We start from the raw sequence: 18,212 nt of genomic DNA on the forward strand, positions 1-18,212 counted from the left end.
AAGGTGGCCTACGTCACTCACTTCGTAACGAGGGCAGGGAGCCCAAAACCCGGGCCGGGTGCCTATCCGGTTGATAGACTGGTTAAGGTGGCAGAATATCACGTTGAGAACTTCGGATGCCGCGCGAGTCGCGCCGATGGCGAGGCAATCGCTTCCAGGCTGCGCGATTCCGGCGTCCGCGAGGCTGGTCAGCCAGGCTTGGCTGATGTGGTGATTGTCAATACATGCAGTGTTACGGAGGAAGCGGATAGGAGCGCTCGGGCTTATCTGCGCCGTATCCGTCGCGAAAATCCCAAGGCAAGAGTCGTCGTAACCGGCTGCTATGCGCAACGCGCGCCGGAAGAGTTGGCTGCCCTCCCCGGAGTCCATGCGGTTATCGGTAACAGTCATAAGTCCCGGGTTGTGGAAGCGGCGATCGCTCAAATCTCCAGTTCCGACAAAGGATCTGGGGCTTTCGTTCCCCTGAATTCGCTCCGGCCCTCGAGCATAGAATCGGGTGCAGCTTCAGTATCGATATGGCATGACCCTCTGTTCGCGCACTCAGAACTTGCCGCCTTGCCGTTCGCCTCCGACGCACATCAAACCCGGCCCAACTTGAAGATTCAGGATGGCTGCGGCAACCGGTGTTCTTTTTGCATTATTCCTACGACCCGGGGATCTAGCCGATCAGTCAACCTCAAGGAATGCTTGCGGGCGGTAGAAGGCTTCGCTGCTCAAGGCGGCCAAGAGTTGGTACTCTCCGGAATCAATCTTGGCCGCTGGGGCCGGGATCTTTCCCCCGCAACTCGACTGGAGGAATTGGTTGGCGCAATCCTTGAAAAGACGAGTTTGCCTCGGCTCCGAATCAGTTCCGTTGAGCCGATGGACTGGTCGGCCGATCTGATCGCTCTTTTCCGGATGCATGGTCAGGATCGAGGTGGCGGTGGTCCGCGCCTGGCGCGCCACGCTCATCTTCCCTTGCAGTCCGGGTCGGATGCGATCCTGCGGGCGATGCATCGCCGCTATCGGCCCTGGCACTATGCGGCGAAGCTTGAGGAGATCCGATCCGCCTCTCCGGGAGCGGCGATCGGGGCGGATGTGATGATCGGCTTTCCCGGTGAGACCGATAGCCTCTTTGCGCAGACTTACGACTTCATCGATCGATTGCCATTCACCTACTTGCATGTCTTCCCATTTTCGGCGCGCCCTGGCACTCAGGCCTTTGCCTGGCATCAGTCCACGCCTTCATCTGGCAACGCGGTGAAGGAGCGGAAGATCGCGTTGCGGAGACTGATCTCCAGAAAAAACGCGGAGTTCCGGGCGTCGTTGATCGGCTCCACTCTGTCGGTCGTGACACTCGCGGGCTCAAGCGCCTTTACGACCGAGGCGCTTTCGGATAACTTCGTGAAGTTGATGGTCGAGGGGGCCTTCGCTCCGAACCGCTTGCTACGCGTTCGGATAGCAGCCATGACCCCTGACGGGTTGACTGGTGTGCCGGTTTCCGCATCGTAAGAGGAGGTTAAGAAGGACGCCGCCGTTGGCTAGGAACTTGCCTCTAGCTGTTATACTGATGAGGCGAGGCAAACGCCCTCGTGCCATGGAGGACTCATCGACAAGCGTTCAGCAAAATCATTCATCCGTATTAACGAAAAGATCCGCGCCCGCGAAGTGCGCGTGATTGACGATGCCGGCAATCAGCTGGGCATCCTTCCTCCCTTCGAGGCTTTGAAAATCGCCCGGGAGCGCGGTCTAGACCTGGTGGAGGTCTCACCGAGCGCCGTGCCGCCAGTTTGTCGCATTCAGGATTACGGGAAGTTTCTTTACGAGAAAGACAAGAGCGACCGGGCCGCCCGCAAGAAGCAGAAGGTCATCGTCGTGAAAGAAGTCAAGTTCTCAGTCACCGTTGACGAACATGATTACCAGACGAAAAAGAACCAGGCAGTCCGCTTCCTGACGGAAGGCGACAAAGTGAAAGCGTCGCTTCGTTTCAAAGGCCGTCAAATGGCGCACCGCGAGCTGGGCTATGCGATCGTCAACCGGCTCATCCAGGACATCGGCGACAATGGGGTGGTTGAGTTCATGCCTCGCATGGAAGGGACGACACTTCATGCCATTCTTGCCCCCGGCAAGAAAATCGAAGCGGCCAAGGCCAAAGCTGCTGCTCCGAAGCCGCCTGCGGCACAACCTCCTCTCAACGCGCAGCCGCCCGCGATAGCCGTCCAAGGCAGCACAGCACCGCAATCTTAGCGAGCGGCAAATCAGCCGCTCGTTTCCCTGAATACGCCCAAGCTTTAGAGCAGTAGCAAGGCAGCGTCCGCCTTAGAACGCGGCGCCCGCCGAGTTCGGCTGGTTGCTGACTATTTGCTTGCCGCCGCTATTGGCGACGACAAATCCCGGCCCGGGAGTGGCGAGCGGGTGATCGATGCTGGTCCAGAGAAAGACTCTGGCCGATCCAGTCCAAACCTGACTGAGTGCAACCGCTCCGGTTGAAACCGCTGGCGCTATCAGGTTGAAGCCGACTCTGTCCGGCAGCGCAATGAGGACCGGCCGCTCCAGGTAAAAAGCCAGCGACGATGCATCGGGATATTTCCCGTCGATCACAACCAGGTCATTGGGGTTGAGCTCGGGACGGATGGCGTCGGCCAGGATCTGCGAGGAATAGCGGGGGGAGGCGAGGACCATTCCCACCTGGATCGCAACTATGATGCCGGCCAGTGTCCCGGCAAGGAAGCAGTTGGCGATTCGGATGCGGCCTCGAAGACGATAGATCAAATGACCGGTAACTCCGGCCAGAAAGGCAATTGCGGTGATCAACAAGGGGACTCGGCTGGACGGAGCATTGATGACCACGGATCGATGATGGACGCTGAAGAGCAGCGGTCCGTGTATGGCAAAGAAGGCCGCGCTCAGCGAGACCAGAAGACCGATCGCGAAGACGAACCATGCGATCCGACGGCCAATCGCCTGATCGGAAAAGGCTTCATTCCTGGTCAGCCAGCCGCCCAGCAGCAGAGCGAGCGGAGGTATGGGAGCAAGCCAGATGATCGCATCTGGGCGGCGCTCGAAAATGCCTGCGAAGAGGTAGGCACAGATTGCCCAGCCAGCCAGAAACCATTCCGCCTGGCGAGCCAGATCCGTCGTGCCGCGAACGATCCAACAGAGCAGAACAATTGCCAATGGCAAGAGGACGCCCGGCCAGCCTCCGGTAAGCAGGATCAGTGCGCATGCGGTTGCCGAGATGGCGATCGCGTTCCAGCCCTGAATCCGCTTGACGACCAGCAGTTCCCACAGCACGACAGCAACCAGTGTTGTGCCGAGGCACAAAAACGGGGCCGACGTCAGATCGCGAGTTGTTAAGAACGTGGTCGGAATGGTGAGAAAGAAAAGCGCGGCATAAAAGCCTGCGGCATTCCAACCCAACAGTTTTCGTCCGAAATAAAAGAGGATGATCGCCAGGGCGAGGATGCACAGAGCGATCGGAAGCCGGGCTGACCAATCCGCCACACCAAAGATCCTGTAGCTTGCCGCGATACTCCAGTCGAGCGCCCGGGAGGAAGACCTGACTGGCACGCCGTTCACGAAGGGCGTCGTCCAGTCGCTTCGGTTGACCATCTCTCGCGCCATTTCAGCATGGATGGTGGCCACTCCGTCAGGCAGCGGAGGACGGCTCAGCGAAAAGCTGCCATAAAGGAGGAACCATATCCCGAAAAGGGGTATCAGGAACTTCCACGCCAGGTTGATTCGTTTGCTTGGAATCTGGTCCTCCACGAGAGCTGGGCCTTCGGCGATTATAGTAGGGGCGTGCCCTGGAGTCCCGGATTGATAAAGTTGGAATATGGCGTCTGAAATTGCATCGTTGCCGATCTATCCGTCCGCGCCCACGGAGACGCCTGCCACCCAGTTGATTTATGACGACTGGTATCCGGCTCTGCGGAGTGAAGTGTTGGCCGGCAAGAAACTGGCAACTGCCACTCTGCTGGGAATTCCGATGGTGCTTGGGAGACGGAGCGATGGGCGAATTTTTGCGATGCGCGACAGCTGCCCGCATCGCGGGATTCCGTTGTCCTGTGGCTGGTTCGATGGCCGGCAGGTCACCTGCAAATATCACGGATGGGCCTTTGAGCCAGTGACCGGCCAGTGTGAAGAAATTCCTTCACTGACGCCGAGCGATCCGCTCGATCCCCACAAGATTTATGCCGGGGCGTTTCCGTGCGAGGAGCGGGACGGGCATGCCTGGGTCTTCGTTCCCGGGCCCGGTCGCGGGCGAGTGACTTTGAGCGACGAGTTGCCCGTTATTCCCGAGACGCCGAAATTTGGAGCCAAGTATCGAAGCGCTCACCTGACCGCTGATCTGCCTTGCAACGTGGATCATGGCATCATCGGCCTCATGGATCCGGCGCACGGGCCCTTTGTCCATCAGGCCTGGTGGTGGCGGGGGCGGCATAGTATCCATGAAAAGCAAAAGCACTTCGAGCCGATCCCGGAGGGGTTTCGAATGGCGACCCACGCGCCGTCTGGTAATAGCGCCCCTTACAAGTTATTGGGTGTCTACGGCGAACCGATCACCACCACCATCGATTTTGTTCTGCCCAACCGCAGGTATGAAACCATTCGTTGTGGTCAGAAGTGGTTTTCCAGTCTCACCACGGTGACGCCCACGGCAGCGAACCGCTGCCGGATCGATGTGGTGGCCGCCTGGAATGTCTTCTACTACGTGCCGTTGGTGACCAGCATTGCCAAGTTCTTCGGCAACCGTTTTGTCCGGCAGGACCAGGAAACCATGATCCAGCAGGCGCAAGGATTAAAGCATAACCCTTCGCTCATGTTGATCGATGATGCCGATCGTCCGGCAAAATGGTACTTTGCCCTAAAACAAGCTCGGCTGGAGGGCCGCTCCGCTTCGACCCACCCCATGCCGGGTCCGGTGACCCTGAAGTGGCGGAGCTAAAAACTCTGGATGAGGGATGAGTCTTCCATCACTTCATCTATATTGGTCATCTTCCACGCTCAATGCTTACCTGCGTTGCACCGCACAATCTCTATGGAAGAGTCTTTCCAATCGATCTAACCGGAGTTTCTCTTTGAAGGTCCTCATTGGCTTGTTGCTCTCGCTTCTTGCACCACTCCAAAATCCCTTTGCCGCCGAAGTTCAACGTCCGATCACGGTAGAAGACATATACGCTCACGGCAATCCCACGGGATGGATGCCGGAGGAGTTGCAATGGTCTCCGGATGGCGCTCGAGTCACATTTCTTTCCTCAGACTCTGACCTAATGGAGTTGAATCCGAATAACGGTTCCATCGGAACTCTGGTGAGCCATACCAAGCTCGGCTCGCTTGCGTCCAAAGCGGCAAACGAGAAAGACCGGGACCATCGCTCGCGCTATGGAATGTCCAGCTATATCTGGGCGCCGGACTCCAAGCACATCCTCTTCGATAGTGATGGGCAGTTGTTCCTCTACTCTCTGGATAATGGCACGGCCATCGATGTGGCTTCTACTGGAGTAGGCAGCGGCGACGACCCGAAGTTTTCTCCGAACGGACAGTATCTCTCCTACGTGCGCGATCACAATCTTTTCGTCCACCGGTTCAAAGATCAGTCGGCCGAGGTTGCGCTGACAAATACGCATGATGAGGCGCTGCTGAACGGAGAGGTGGATTGGGTCTATCTGGAAGAACTTGACGTCCGAACCAACTATGTCTGGGCGCCCGATTCAGCCAGAGTCGCCTACCTTCAGATGAACGAAGAGAGCGTGCCCGAATATCCGATTACGGATTGGGTCCCCATACATGCCACTGTCGATCGCCAACGCTACCCGCAACCAGGCGACCCGAATCCGCAGGTTCGTCTCGGAGTGGTGAAGGCGCAGGGCGGCAAGACATTATGGATGAAACTACCGATCAGTGAAGGGAATGACTATATTCCGCGCTTCGGCTGGGTGAATCCAGAGACCTTGTGGATTGAAATCCTCACCCGCGACCAAAAGCATCGCAGCATCTATTTCGCCGATGCCCAGCATGGCGACGTGAGGCTGGCCTACTCAGAGCAGGATGAGAAGTTCCTCGATAACTACGATGTCGAGTTCAGCAGGGGGAATTTCTATCTATTGAGTTGGCGGGATGGGCACACTCACATCTATGACTACGCCTTCGACCAGGCGAATCCGCTGAGCGGCGCTGTCGCAGAACCATCGGCCCATCTGGTCAGACAGATTACGAGCGGCGATTTCGAAGTGACACATCTGGAGCCGGTCGTTGAAAACTCCCAAACAATCTTCTTTATCTCGAATGAAAGCGATCCTCGCGAAATGCAGGTCTGGGCGATCCAGACCGATGGTACCGGCAAACGCAGGCTCTCGACGTCCGCCGGCGTTCATTCACCAGTCTTCGCGCCATCCAGTTCCACGTTTATCGACACCGCTTCGGATCGGACAACGCCACCGAGAGTCGATCTTTGTCATGGTTCGGATTGTCGCCCGTTTTGGAAGTCGCAACCCCTGGAAGGAGTGACGATCACTGCGCCGGTATCTTTGCAGTTGACAGCAGCCGACAGCAAGACCACGCTCTATGCCGAACTGTTGCTGCCTTCAGGTGAGAAGCCTGCTTCCCTTCCACTCATCATGAATCCCTACGGTGGACCACACGCGCAGACCGTGCAAAACAGCTGGCGCAGCACGCAGGACCGCATGTGGGATCAGCTTTTATTGCAGCATGGCTTTGCGGTGCTGCGCGTCGATAATCGCGGCATGGGCGCGCGGGGACGCGACTTTGAGCAGGCTGCTTATCACAACTTCGGCCCAGTGCAGCTCGCCGATCAACTGGCTGCCCTCGATCAGGTGCTGGCGAAATATCCGCAGCTTGACAAGGACCGCCTCGGCTGGTGGGGATGGAGTTGGGGCGGGACCTTCACCCTGAATGCTATGACCCATTCGGACCGCTTTCGCGCTGGAGTTCCGGTAGCGCCGGTGACCGACTGGCGCAACTACGACTCGATCTATACCGAGCGATATATGGGACTGCCAGCGGAAAATGCGGACGGCTACCGAGACCAGTCGGTGGTGAACTCGGCGAGCCATCTGAAGGGTCATCTCTTGATTGCACACGGTACGGGCGATGACAACGTGCACCTCGCCAATACCATGCAGTTCATTCAGGCATTGATCGATGCCGACCTTCCCTATGACTACCAGGTATATCCACGAAAGACCCATTCGATCGCCGGAGCCGAAGCGCGGACACAGCTCTTCAACCGGATTCTCGCTCACTTTGAAACTTATCTAAAACCTGTCGCCGGGAGTGCGCCATGAATGGCATGGAAAAGCATCCGGCAGAGCGTGCAGACACCGGGGAATTAATTCGCGGTCGAGCAACGCTCGGAAGCTTCGAGCTGATCGTTCTTACCGACGGCACTTATCTGCTGGACGGCGGGGCCATGTTTGGCGTTGTGCCCAAGCCAATGTGGGAGAAGCGGGCGCCGGCCGATGTGCAAAACCGAATCCTGCTGGGCACGAACACCGTCGTCATCCGAACCGGTACGCACACGGTGGTGATTGAGACGGGGATCGGGAACAAGCTGCCCGACAAGCTCCGCGCAATCTTTGGCGCTAAACAGCTATTGCCTTCTTCATTCGCGGCGGCGGGCATTTCTTTCGATGAGATCGACATCGTCATCAATACCCATCTGCACTTCGATCACTGCGGATGGAACACGACGCTCGCTGGCAATGGCGAGCTGGTCCCAACCTTTCCGAATGCCCGTTATTTTGCGCATCGTGGAGAAGTGGAGCACGGACGCCTTCAGCTTGAGCGCGACGCGGTCAGTTATCGAGGCGCAAATTACGATCCACTCCTCGAGAGCGGACAGATGACGCAACTAGACGGCGCTCCCGGGTCTGTCACCGAGATTGTTCCGGGTATCTCGGTGGAAGTGTATCCCGGACATACCGCCCAGTTGATGGCGGTCAACATCGACTCCAATGGTCACCGTGCTTGTTACATATCGGACTTGATCCCGACCACCGCTCATTTGGACACAACCTGGGTGATGGGCTATGACCTCGATCCGGTCGCTTGCATCGAGCAGCGGAAACGGTTTTATTCTCGGGCGATCCCGGAGCAGTGGCTGGTGCTGTTTACCCATGACCACCATACGCCGATGGGCTACATCGGATGGAATGAGAAGGGAAGACCTATGCTGCGGATTGAACCCAAAGCCGAGTAGAGCATTGTTCCGTCACTGTGACTCGAATCAACGAAGCCTGAAGGTCTTACCCGAGGACAAGGACTGCGGAACGATTTTCGCTTTGGCGCTATTCATCCCGCAGCAGCCGCGCCGGTTCGACCTGAAGGGCACGACGAGCGGGAACGGCCGCGGAGATGAGTCCGATGAACGCCATCGTGACTGCGACGCCCACGATGACGAACGGATCGGAGGCATTCGCCTGGTAGACAACGCTGGCGAGCAGCCTGCTCGCGGCAACGCCAAGTCCGAGGCCCGAAATCGAGCCGATGGATAGCAGGATCGCAGTGCGTTGCAAAGCCGCGCGGAGTACTTGCCGCTGCTGTGCGCCGAGCGCGACGCGGATGCCCAGTTCTCGCATGCGTTTGGAGACGGTGTAGCTCGCAAGTCCAAAGATGCCGGTAACGGCAAGCATGGTGGCGAGGATCCCGAGCACACCCAGAGCAATCGTGGCCGCGCGGGCGGGAAAGGTCGCAAAGGCCAGCGCGTCCGGCCAAGGACCAAGCGCAAATGTGGGCAATCCCCGATCGACGCTGCTGATCGCTTGGCGAACGGCAGCCACAATATCCGCCGTCGGGCGCTCGGAACGGACGATGAGTACAGTGTCGTTGTCTGGGCTTTGATCGATGGGCAGGTACACTACCGGGGCAGGATCTTCGGTAAGGGTTGAGTATTTGCCGTCCTCGACGACGCCGACAACCTCGGTCTCCTTTCCAGGATCGGTCGGGTATCGCCTACCCACGGCATTTTCGACACCAAACAGCTGCCTCGCGAAGGTCTGATTCACGATGGCCACCTTCGGGGCGTGTTGGTCGTCGTGTACGGTAAAAGCGCGCCCGTAGAGCAGGTGCGTACCCGCGGCAGCGAAGTAGGTCGGCGAGATGCGGTAGTAGTTGGCGGCGAATCGTATGTTCACGCTGCTGAAATCGGTCGTTCCTGGCGGGAAAATCGCAGTGTCCGACTGGTTCACGCTCAAGGGTGTGGTGTTGGAGTAAGCTGCTGCCCTGACTCCGGGGATCGATGCAACCGCGTCAAGCAGGCGTTTCTGAACTCGGCTGCTCTCTACGCCCTTATATCCGCCCAGGCTGGTGTCCAGCGAGGCGAGCACCGCGCCGCCGGGGTTAATTCCCAGCGACATGGCAAAGGTCCTGCGCAGGCCTCGGATAGAAACAAATGACGCAGTTACTAACAAGCAGCAGAGTGCAATCTGGACGACAAGCAATATCTCGCGGAGTGCGAAGCGGCGAGGGTTGACAATCGAGCTACCAGCGGCCTTCATGGTTTGATTGGGATCGGTGATCCACACCTGATGGGCGGGAATGACGCCAAAAATAATTCCGGTGAGCACTGCGATCGCGGCGGCGAAGACGTAAACCAGCAGGCTGGGTTCGACCAGGAACTGGACCGGGATCTCCATCTGTGGATGGAACTGTGAGAGTGCGTGGAGCAGGAGTCTGGCTGCCACCGCCGCCGCCCCTCCACCCAGCGCAGAGATCAGCATGGACTCGGTTAGCAGTTGGCGAAGGATGCGCCCACGGCTGGAGCCGATCGCGATGCGGATTCCAAGTTCTTTGGAGCGATCAGCCGTCCGTGCGGAAAAGAGACCGCCGAGGTTGGCGCAAGCGGCGAGCAGGACCAGAGCGGCAAGAGACATGATGCCGGCAAGAAAAGCGCGGAGCGGTTTGCCAAGTCCGTCGCCAAGGAAACCGGGTTTGGTCAGCTTGAGGGCTATGCCTTTGTCTTGTTGAGGAAATTCTTTGGCGAGTTGAGCAGCGATGGTATCCAGATCGGCCGATGCTTGTTTGGGGGTGAGACCGGGCTTGAGCCTGCCGACCGCCCATCCATTGCTGTCGCCGCGACGTTCGAGCCAGTCGTCGTTCTCGATCTGCAGCTCATTGTGGATAGGAATCCACAGCTCTGGCCAGAGAAAGCGTTCCGTCCCATTGAAGTACTGTGGCGCTGCCCCAATCACGGTATAAGGAAATTTGTTCAACCGGACCGTCTTGCCGACGATGCCGGGATCGCCGCCGAAGCGAGTCTTCCAGCTGGCGTAGCTGAGAACCATGACCTCGCTGCCGTTCACCTTGACATCGTCGGAGGGTCCAGAAATCGCCCGAGCAAAGGCTTGATCCTCATCATGGCGAAGTAGTTGCCGCTGGTCTCATAGCCCCAGACCGGCTGAGCGCTATTGCCAACCTCCAAACCGAATCGCATGAGGCGGGTATCTGCGATCTCAGAGAAGGTATGGTTGCGGTCGCGAACATCTCGATAGTCGGGATAAGAAAGGTTGATCCATTCAGACTTGGTGTGTTGGGCCTGGTATAACCGTTGCGCTTCTGGTATCGGCAAAGGATGAAGCACCAGCGCGTTCAGGACACCGAAGACCACGATGTTGGCGCCGATCGCCATGGTCAACGTGAGCACGGCGATGATCGAGAATCCAGGGGACCTGCGGAGTTGCCGGAAAGCGAAGCGGATATCCTGACGAAAATTCTGCATGACTGAATCCTGGCCGGAGGCGCGGCGTTGACAGCAGCAGGTGCACGTGAGTCTCCCTTTGGAGAGTGCGGCTAAATCACTTGGACTGAGCGCTCACTTCTTCGTTTGGCGTCGTGAATCTGTACGGATTGTTCGTCTCTGGCAGACGTATGTCCAAATATGGACAAAGAGCAGGGAGGGTACTGCAGCGAAGAGGCCAAATAGAACGGCACGTGATGGATCGAGACAGCAGACGACCGAGGTCTCAGTATCAAGACCTCGGGCATCTATGACCGTCTTTAGTCTCCGGTATGGGTGTGCTCTCTGGCATGGGAGCGAGCTACCGCGGATGTTCCTTGTGCGGTGGATGTTGAGGTTGAGGTCCCAAGAATGGCCGTTAACTGAGCGCCATTTGGAGAACCGAGGCCGGTGCAGGCATCCCATCCCGGACCGGCGCTATAAGCGCCATTACTTCCTTGAGTGATGTCGTTGAAGCCGTTCTCCGCGCTTGCATAGATGGTCGAGTTGATGAAGCCCAGATTGCTGCCCCGCTGCTGATTGAGCAGGGCGATCAGGGCCGCCCAGAGCGGTGCGACCGCACTCGTTCCGCCTACAACTTCAGACTGACCATCGAAGGTGACGTTGTATCCGGTTTCGGGAGAAGCGTCTCCCGCAACATCGGGCACGCCACGGCCGCCAGCGCTGGTTGGAGCAGCCGGAACGTTGGCATTTGCCTGCCAGGAAGGCCGTGCAAAGACACTGCTGACCCCACCCCCACTGGCGCCTCCCTGACTCGCCTGATCGTCCCAGACAACCTCCTGCTCGATGGTTGTCCCTGAAGCCATCAACTCGGTGCCGCCGCAACCGAGCACATGCGGGCTGGAAGCAGGGAAGTCTACGTTATTGCCGGTGCCTCCGTCGCTCGAGCCGTTATCTCCCGAGGCGACGGTGATGGTGATCCCAAGCGCAGCAGCAGACTGGCAGGCGTCATCGAAGGCGGTCAAAGACTGCGCAGTGTAATTCGACTCTGGGCTGCCCCAGCTGATCGAGATGACGGACGGCGGACCATTTGCCGTATCGTGCAAGGCAGTGGTGAGTGCGTCCAGAAAGCCCTGGGACGTATTTGTAGTGAAGTAGACGGCGATATTGGCGCCCGGAGCAATGGAACCTGCCACTTCGATGTCCAACGCAACTTCACCGTCCGCGCCGTTCGGATCGCCAGGAGCATTGGTTGCGCCATCGACAGAGACCGCCGTTACTTGCGGCTCAGCGATCCCCAGCCCGTTAAAATAGGTCGATAAATCATTGGGATTGTAACCGCCTCCTAGTTCCAGAATGCCGATAGTCTGTCCAGCGCCGTTGACGCCGGTCGGGAAATTGTAGAGCCGGGCCACCTGTGGCGGGTTGAAGGAGCTGGCCTGAGCGGGCGTTTGCGTGGGAGCGGGCGAAGGACCGGTCGGCTTCTTGTGTTTCCGGTGATGATCGAGGACCCGGAAGTGCGGTTTCGCGATCGGGTGATTGTCTAGTCCCAGGATGGCTTCCACTGGTTCGGCGTGTTCTTGCGTCATCGAGATCGTACCGGTATAGCTGTGAAATTTCCGGCCTTCCAGCTCGTAATCATTGAGTGTCACGCCGAACGCTTCTTCGATTTTGTTCACCGGCCCGCGCATCGTGATAGTGCGGCGGTCCAGACTGGAAGCGCCTTCATCGACGGTGAGCCCGTTCTTATGGGCAAACTCGCGCAAGTGGGCAAAACTGGCGGGATCAGCAGCATACTTCTCAGAGAACTCTTGCGGGCTCACGTGCCGTCCGCCCAGTTCTTCGAGATTGAGCGGATTCTTGCGTTTCACGATCACCGACACACTGATAATGCTCTTTGGGTCGGTCTTGCCTGCCACAGCTGCGCCCGGATGGATGTGACGTTCGCTCAACGGGAAAGATACCCGGGATTGGCTGTGCTGCGGATGCTGAGTTGACATGGTTCACCTCGACTGCCAGAGTTGATGGTTTGGACCGCACTGCTGCGACATGGTGACGCAGCGAGTCACGGCGTTTCACGCGGACACGGACGAATTGTCCATTCAGGGTGAGCAGAGTTGTTTTGGAAATTGGGTCTGACTATAGACCTCTTCCCGTTCAAGTCGCAAGGGGAATTAGTTCGCTCAAGTCATAAGGGTATATTCCCATGCTTTTTCGGCGGATTCTTGTCGCGCTTGCCATCCAGCATTTCTAGTGCGGCGATCATGCGCCGCCGGGTTTCCCTTGGTTGGATGACGGCATCGACATAGCCGCGTTCTGCTGCAATATACGGATTCGCAAATTGCTGGCGGAACTCTTCAACTTTGCGGCTTCGCGCCGCGGCCAGGATCTCGGCCCGGCGCTCGGCGGTGAGCGGGCCTTCCACCAACTCGGTTTTTTCAACGACCGCCGCCAGTTCCCGGCCGTAGACGATGTTCACTGCGCCTTCCGCGCCCATCACGGCGATCTCCGCAGTGGGCCAGGTGAGATTGAGGTCGGTGCGAATGTGCTTGGAACTCATGACACAGTAGGCGCCCCCATACGCTTTTCGTGTGATGAGAGTCAGTTTAGGAACGGTGGCTTCGGCGAAGGCGTAAAGCAGCTTCGCGCCATTACGGATGATGCCGCCATGCTCTTGCTGGACGCCGGGAAGGAAGCCGGGGACATCCTCAAAGGTGATCAGCGGGATATTAAAACAGTCACAGAAACGAACAAAGCGGGCCGCCTTAATGCTGGCATCGTTGTCGAGCACACCGGCGAGATAAGCCGGCTGATTGGCTACCACGCCGACAGGCCGGCCGTTCATCCGGGCAAAGCCGACGACAATGTTGCGGGCAAAGTGTTCGTGGACTTCGAAAAAGTAGCCGTCATCGACGACGCGTTCAATCACATCCTTGATGTCGTAAGGCTGCGAAGAATCGGCCGGGATGATCGTGTCGAGCTCCGGGTCGGCGCGATCGATAGGATCGGTACATGGCCGCCGGGGCGGGTCATCCACATTGTTCAAGGGAAGAAAGCTGAGCAGCTCGCGAACCATGGCCAGGCACTCGGCGTCATCCTGGGCCATGAAGTGAGCCACTCCAGAGATTTCATTGTGGGTGGCGGCGCCGCCTAAATCTTCCTTGCTTACTTCCTCGTGGGTGACCGTCTTGATCACGTCCGGGCCGGTGACGAACATGTAGGACGTCTTGTCGACCATGAGGGTGAAATCGGTAATCGCCGGCGAGTAGACGGCGCCGCCTGCGCACGGGCCGAGGATTGCAGAGATTTGCGGGACGACTCCGCTGGCTAGAGTGTTGCGAAGAAAGATGTCAGCGTACCCGGCGAGCGAGACAACCCCTTCCTGGATGCGTGCGCCGCCGGAATCATTGAGCCCAATGATCGGCGCCCCAACCCGCATCGCCGTGTCCATGATCTTGACGATTTTCGCGGCGTTCGTCTCCGACAAGGAGCCGCCGAACACGGTAAAATCCTGCGCGAAGACGAAGGCGATCCGCCCGTCGATGCGTCCATACCCGGTGATGAAGCCGTCGCCCAGGATGCGCTTGTCTTCGGAACCCATTCCGAAGTCCGTACAGCGATGGGTTACGAACTTGTCAGTCTCCTCAAAGCTGCCCTCATCGAGCAGCAGGAGAACGCGTTCTCGAGCGGAAAGCTTGCCTTCACGATGCTGTCGCTCTCGTCGTTCCGGGCCGCCGGACTCTTCGGCGAGAGCATTGCGTCGCCCCAATTCGGCGAGCGGCGAGGAGGGGGTGGGCGATCGGGTGTCCATGAAGAGGGATTATAGACACGGAACCAGACTCACAGGTGAAGCGGCCGAACTTCCTGGGCTTGCAGGCAACAGTTCGTCCATGGACACAAAATCTTGAAGTTTGCGGCCGAACCGGACCGCCAGGACTGTTCAACCGCCGCTAGTAAACTTCTCGACGAAAGAGCTGGTCTTTTTCCTTGCAAGGGGTGCTGCCGCATCCAAACGCGCAGCAAGCGAAGAGTGCAATACCAACCACCGCTAAACTAACCGGAACCCAGGCCCCCATTGCATGGAGCCAAATCATGAGCGCGTGTAGCTTGAGGGAAACCATAACGCCACCTACATTCTCGTAAGATGATTGAGTCGTTCAGCAGGTTTGCTGCATCCTCAGCCATCTGCGAACATCATCCCATTGTTTTTCGCCAATGGGAAGGCGAAACTTGAGGAGAACGGGGGCCGCGATGAATCAGCTTCCCCAAAGTGCGATCGACGGTCCTCGACTGGCATGGCTCTTTCTCGATTTGAACTCCTACTTCGCCTCGGTGGAGCAGGAACTGCAACCGCGCTTGCGGGCGCGTCCGGTAGCAGTCGTGCCCCTGTTCGCCGACACAACTTGCTGTATCGCCGCCAGTTACGAGGCAAAAGCCTTCGGCGTCCGCACCGGCACGACGGTTGCCGACGCCAAGCGGATGTGTCCTGGAATCGAACTCATCGAGGCGCGGCACGAGATCTATGTCGACTACCATCACCGCATCATTGAAGCGGTCGAGACCTGTGTGCCGATTACCGCAGTCATGTCGATTGATGAAATGGCGTGTCGGCTGATCGGACGAGAGCAGCCTTTGCTGGCTGCGCTCGATCTCGCGCGGCGCGTCAAACTGGCGGTACGGGAGCGGGCCGGGTCTACCTTGAAGTGCTCCGTTGGTCTGGCCCAAAATCGATATCTCGCCAAGATCGCCTCCGACATGGAGAAGCCAGATGGGCTGGTCGCCTTAACGCCGGACATCCTGGAAGCGGCCTTGCTCGGGTTAAAGCCCCGAGATCTGCCTGGAATTGGCGCCCGGATGGAAAAACGGCTTCATGAATGTGGTATTCGCACCATGCAGCAGCTCTTGAAGCTGGGGCGCGAGGAGATGAATTCCGTCTGGGGCGGGATCGGCGGCGAGAAGCTCTGGCATTGGCTGCGCGGGCAAGACTTCAATGATCCAGCTTTGGAGCACCAGAAGTCGATCAGCCAATCGCATATGCTCTCTCCTGAGTTGCGAACGCTTGAGGGCACCTATGCGGTGCTCCACAAATTGCTCCATAAAGCGGCCATGCGGTTACGTTCTGCCCGGCTTTGGACAACTCATCTGACTTTGGAAATCAAGTACGCCGTTCCCAAAGCAGTCGCGACCAAGCAACATCTTTCCGGTATTCCGCAAAGTGCCTGGGCAAAGGGCACATCCTTGATCGAATGTCAGGACAACCTTACTTTGATCGAGGCGCTGCAGAAGCTCTGGGCGCAGCGTCCGCAGGGCGCAGGCTTTGAGAAGCCGTTCTATGCAGGAATCGCGCTGGGGAATTTGGTCCCAAACCATCTGCACACCTTGAACTTGTTTTCGGGACTCGAAGAGGAATCCCGGCGGACTCGAATCACGACGACCATGGACTCACTGAATCACAAATATGGGACGAACACAGTAATGGCCGCGAGCATGCTGCTGGCGGGGGCCGCAGCGCCGACTCGGATTGCGTTCACCAGCATTCCGGAGTTGTTTTGAGCAGTCACCGGGTCGGCGATCCCCGTCGACCCGAGGACGATTACGGGATGGTATCTTCCACTCATGGCATTTGATCGAGGTATCTTCCTTCTTGTTGGCTGGTTCGGTGTTGCTGTCGATCTTCGCTCCGAGTCGACCGCACTGCCGGGAGCAGCGTGATGGCGATCGGCACCACCCAGGAGCGTCTTGCATCTGGAAAGGGAACAACAGCGCTGGGCGAACTCGCGACTGAGGCGCGAAATCCCGCAAGCGCGAAACTGGATGAACTTCCTACACTCGATATGCTCCGGGTGATCAATGCTGCCGACCGTGAGGTTGCGGAGGCGGTTGCCGCAGAACTCCCCAACATCGCTACCGCCGTCGACGCTATTGTCGCCAGAATCAGAAGACGCGGCCGTCTTTTCTACCTCGGGGCAGGCACCTCGGGACGGCTCGGCGTTCTGGATGCATCGGAATGCCCTCCAACATTTGGTGTCCCCGGCGAACTCGTTCAAGGCATCATCGCTGGGGGCGATGTGGCGTTGCGCACGTCCGTCGAGGGTGCGGAGGACGATCGATTGCTGGGGACTGCAGACCTCAAAGCCGCTGGATTCTCGGCCCGGGACGCACTCGTGGGAATAGCCGCGAGCGGACGAACCCCTTACATGTTGGGGGCCATCGATTATGCGCGGGCGCTCGGCGCACTGACCATCGGCCTGAGCTGCGTTCCCAAATCTGCGGTGGCTTCTGCCGCTGAGATAGCCATCACGCCGGCGACCGGCGCAGAAATCCTGACCGGGTCGACCCGCATGAAAGCAGGTACGGCAACCAAGCTGGTTCTGAATATGCTGAGCACCGCAGTCATGGTCCGCACCGGTCATGTCTACGGCAACTGGATGGTCAACGTTCAGATGACCAATGCCAAGCTGGTGGATCGGGCCGAACGCATTCTTTCAGCAATGACCGGACTGCAGAAAGACGATGCAGAAAGGCTGCTGCAGAAGGCAGGTTCGGTCAAGTGCGCGGTACTGATGCACAAGCTGAAAATAGAGCGAAGTCAGGCGGAAGGACGTCTGGCGGCGGCGGACGGCGATCTACGCAAGGCGCTCGGCGAATGAAGAGTGCGGCTCCGGTAAGATTCGGAGAGGGAAACCCGGCATTTGCCGTTCCCGAACAAAAATCCCATAGCAGTCATCCATCGACTGTCAGAGACGGTATCCGCTTGAAAGCAACCAGATTCGAGTTCCGCTTCCGTGTTGCAATCATCTGTGTGCTTTACTTCCTCGGCTTCTTCGCGCCGTGGGAGCGATTCGGCGCGGCTGCGAGTCCCTATCCGCGTCGATTGTGGTCCTGGCTGGCGATCCTGCTGGCGAGAAATAATCTGCTCTCCCTCGGCAATGCCTACTTAGTGGTGACCATCGCCACGGTAACGATCGCCATTCTCGGCGCGCTTCTCCGGGTATGGGGAACTGCTTATTTGGGGAACTTCGTGATGCGACATCCGGCCATGCAGGCCGGCGCAGTCATGGCCGCTGGACCTTATCGCTACCTGCGGAATCCCTTGTATCTAGGAATGATGCTCACCGCCTCCGCAGTCGCCGTCTTGATGCCGGTCTCAGGAGCTGTGGTTTTCCTGGCCGGCATGCTTCTATTGACGATTCGCCTGATCGCTGCTGAAGAGTTTTTTCTGTCCGCACAACTGGGTCCGGACTACGCACTTTACCGAAAGTCCGTCCCCTCGATCTTGCCGATGGCCCGCACCAGACCAGCGGCCTCCCCGGCTAGACCGCGGTGGCTACAAGGCATCGTGGCGGAGTCATTTCCAGTCGGGACGGCTGCTTGTTTCGCGATTCTCGCCTGGAGCTACGACGCCGATCTGCTCACCCGCTGCATTCTTGTATGCTTCGGCGGTTCACTCATCGTGCACGCGCTGATCAGTACACGGAAAATGCCCGCGGCCATGATTCGATAATGTCACGTACGAGGAGCGCGTACCTCGGCAAAT

The 18,212-nt window shown here is 58.3% G+C and carries 13 protein-coding genes; 8 read left to right on the forward strand and 5 right to left on the reverse strand.

What is annotated here, in order from left to right:
- The first annotated feature begins 3 nt into the window (after positions 1-3).
- Together mtaB and infC are read left to right on the forward strand one after the other, a co-directional pair.
- Entirely contained in the window at positions 4-1,491 is a 1,488-nt protein-coding gene (mtaB, locus tag ACPOL_RS22775; RefSeq protein WP_114209088.1) for a tRNA (N(6)-L-threonylcarbamoyladenosine(37)-C(2))-methylthiotransferase MtaB, read from the forward strand.
- A gap of 129 nt (positions 1,492-1,620) precedes the next feature.
- A complete protein-coding gene (gene infC / locus ACPOL_RS22780; RefSeq protein WP_479686131.1) occupies positions 1,621-2,226 on the forward strand; it encodes a translation initiation factor IF-3 in 606 nt (201 codons plus the stop codon).
- Positions 2,227-2,298: 72 nt separating this feature from the next.
- Here infC and ACPOL_RS22785 read toward each other — a convergent pair whose 3' ends face one another.
- Complete coding sequence (locus tag ACPOL_RS22785) at positions 2,299-3,747, reverse strand: ArnT family glycosyltransferase (RefSeq protein ID WP_114209090.1); 1,449 nt, start codon at positions 3,745-3,747, stop codon at positions 2,299-2,301.
- Positions 3,748-3,814: 67 nt separating this feature from the next.
- Here ACPOL_RS22785 and ACPOL_RS22790 point away from each other — a divergent pair, with 67 nt between their 5' ends.
- The 3 genes from ACPOL_RS22790 (at position 3,815) to ACPOL_RS22800 (ending at position 8,200) form a co-directional block, all read left to right on the forward strand.
- Positions 3,815-4,927, forward strand: coding sequence for a Rieske 2Fe-2S domain-containing protein (locus tag ACPOL_RS22790; protein WP_114209091.1), 1,113 nt, complete (start codon positions 3,815-3,817; stop codon positions 4,925-4,927).
- A gap of 133 nt (positions 4,928-5,060) precedes the next feature.
- The gene (locus tag ACPOL_RS22795; RefSeq protein WP_236656965.1) at positions 5,061-7,286 is read left to right on the forward strand and encodes a S9 family peptidase; all 2,226 of its coding nucleotides are present in this window, start codon (positions 5,061-5,063) and stop codon (positions 7,284-7,286) included.
- Positions 7,283-8,200 (forward strand): MBL fold metallo-hydrolase, encoded by a 918-nt coding sequence (locus tag ACPOL_RS22800; RefSeq protein WP_414633313.1) that lies wholly within the window; start codon positions 7,283-7,285, stop codon positions 8,198-8,200. The genes ACPOL_RS22795 and ACPOL_RS22800 overlap by 4 nt, the downstream gene beginning before the upstream one ends.
- A gap of 88 nt (positions 8,201-8,288) precedes the next feature.
- Here the strand turns inward: ACPOL_RS22800 and ACPOL_RS22805 are convergent, their stop codons facing one another.
- The 4 genes from ACPOL_RS22805 to ACPOL_RS22820 all read right to left on the reverse strand — a co-directional run bounded on the left by ACPOL_RS22805 (position 8,289) and on the right by ACPOL_RS22820 (position 14,486).
- Entirely contained in the window at positions 8,289-10,301 is a 2,013-nt protein-coding gene (locus ACPOL_RS22805) for an ABC transporter permease (protein ID WP_114209093.1), read from the reverse strand.
- Positions 10,298-10,717 (reverse strand): ABC transporter permease, encoded by a 420-nt coding sequence (locus tag ACPOL_RS22810; protein WP_114209094.1) that lies wholly within the window; start codon positions 10,715-10,717, stop codon positions 10,298-10,300. Before ACPOL_RS22810 ends, ACPOL_RS22805 begins: the two co-directional genes overlap by 4 nt.
- Positions 10,718-10,995: 278 nt before the next feature.
- A complete protein-coding gene (locus ACPOL_RS22815; RefSeq protein ID WP_114209095.1) occupies positions 10,996-12,675 on the reverse strand; it encodes a S53 family peptidase in 1,680 nt (559 codons plus the stop codon).
- A gap of 188 nt (positions 12,676-12,863) precedes the next feature.
- A complete protein-coding gene (locus ACPOL_RS22820; protein ID WP_114209096.1) occupies positions 12,864-14,486 on the reverse strand; it encodes an acyl-CoA carboxylase subunit beta in 1,623 nt (540 codons plus the stop codon).
- Between the two features lie 440 nt (positions 14,487-14,926).
- Here ACPOL_RS22820 and ACPOL_RS22825 point away from each other — a divergent pair, with 440 nt between their 5' ends.
- The 3 genes from ACPOL_RS22825 to ACPOL_RS22835 all read left to right on the forward strand — a co-directional run bounded on the left by ACPOL_RS22825 (position 14,927) and on the right by ACPOL_RS22835 (position 18,179).
- Positions 14,927-16,228 carry a Y-family DNA polymerase gene (locus ACPOL_RS22825; protein ID WP_114209097.1) on the forward strand — a complete coding sequence of 434 codons (1,302 nt, stop codon included), beginning with the start codon at positions 14,927-14,929 and terminating at the stop codon, positions 16,226-16,228.
- 158 nt (positions 16,229-16,386) lie between these two features.
- Complete coding sequence (murQ, locus tag ACPOL_RS22830) at positions 16,387-17,325, forward strand: N-acetylmuramic acid 6-phosphate etherase (RefSeq protein WP_114209098.1); 939 nt, start codon at positions 16,387-16,389, stop codon at positions 17,323-17,325.
- 104 nt (positions 17,326-17,429) lie between these two features.
- Positions 17,430-18,179: a methyltransferase family protein gene (locus ACPOL_RS22835; RefSeq protein ID WP_161557522.1), complete on the forward strand. Its 750-nt coding sequence runs from the start codon at positions 17,430-17,432 to the stop codon at positions 18,177-18,179.
- The last annotated feature ends 33 nt before the right edge of the window (positions 18,180-18,212 follow it).

It is taken from the genome of Acidisarcina polymorpha, assembly GCF_003330725.1.
GTDB lineage: Bacteria > Acidobacteriota > Terriglobia > Terriglobales > Acidobacteriaceae > Acidisarcina > Acidisarcina polymorpha.